The organism is Sinorhizobium sp. BJ1, assembly GCF_002531555.1.
Classification (GTDB): Bacteria; Pseudomonadota; Alphaproteobacteria; order Rhizobiales; family Rhizobiaceae; genus Sinorhizobium; species Sinorhizobium fredii_B.
Genome location: NZ_NWTH01000104.1, coordinates 1 through 1,298 on the forward strand (window position 1 = coordinate 1; position 1,298 = coordinate 1,298).

Sequence of the window (1,298 nt, forward strand, 5' to 3'; positions counted from 1 at the left end):
ATAGCGAACGGGTGCGGTCTTCTGCTCAAGGCAAGTCCTGCGGCTTCGAGGACCCGCCACAGGTAGGACATACTCAGAAAGAAGCAGTTGGTGGCCTTAAATCGTACTCACATAGGCACTGCGTGGTGTCGATCTGATCGCCGCGGTGACGTTCCCGACCTGGCGATATGGTGGTCGGTTTGAGAACCCACCCAGTTGATGGCTATCTCGGCCTTGTTCCTGGAGAACGATCGATCGGGGAGACGACAAGAGGATCGGCATGACTAAAGCGGGAAATGGCCGCGTTCGGACATTGCTTAGAAGTGCCTGAACGTATCGGTATGCACCCCGGATAGGCTCCCAGAATTAACTTAGTACGTGAGGCGCTGAAAGAACTCGCCGCAAGAGACACTCAAATTCGAGGCAGATGGGCGCGCCACCCGAACACATCCGCGAGAGCAGTGTCAGATTTCTAAAAGAAAACACCATGACCAAAGTGGCAATTGTGACAGGATGAGCAACGGGCATGGGTGCGACTTGTGCCATCGACCCCGCGGCGCTGGGCTGGAATGTCACGATAAACTATACTCGCAGCAAGATGGAAGCCTATGAGACTTGAGTCAAAGCGCAAGGTGTACGATCGTTGTGCAGGCCGACGTGGGACAGGATGCAGATTGCCGCAAAACGGCCGCCGAGCGCATCGACGGGCTTATCAATAACGCTGCCACCACAAAGCTCCAAAAGGCCGGCGACCTTGAAGACGTCGCACCGGAGGATTTCGACCGCATTCGCGTGAACACAACCGGCGCTTTCATGATGAGCCGTGCGGTGCTTCCGGCTATGAAGAGACTATGGGAGGAGAGCAAAGAACGCAACGCGATCGTAAATCTGTCCACCAATGCCACCCTTACCGGCAACGGCAGTTCACTGCCCTATGTGTTGTCTAAGGGCGCCTTAAATAATCTTTCCGTGATGCTTGCACGCTGGCTCAGCCCTGCCGTTCGGGTGAACACCATTTGCCCCGGCTTCATCCAAACCCGTTGGATGCTGAACGGCATCGGCGAAATTGAATACAACAGGATGAAAGAAGTCGAGGAACAGCTACGCCTCTACGCCAGGCAGGCACACCGGAACAGATGTCCGAGGCTGCGCTGTTCCTCCTGACGGAAGCGTCAATATTCGTTGTTGTTGATGCCGACGACCATCTTGGACTGCTACCGCGGTAGCGCCGCCTTCGACTGTGAACCGGCATCCAATATTGGCTCTGACGCAGATTTGGTGCATTGCTTTCATGTCGCGCCAATCAGGCGGGCTTGAAG

At 55.5% G+C, this 1,298-nt stretch carries 1 protein-coding gene; it reads left to right on the plus strand.

Annotated elements, in window-relative coordinates; all coding sequences use genetic code 11:
* Positions 1 to 594 precede the first annotated feature (594 nt).
* Positions 595 to 1,143, plus strand: a complete 549-nt coding sequence (locus CO676_RS34235) for an SDR family oxidoreductase (RefSeq protein ID WP_097524309.1) — start codon at positions 595 to 597, stop codon at positions 1,141 to 1,143.
* Positions 1,144 to 1,298: the final 155 nt, after the last annotated feature.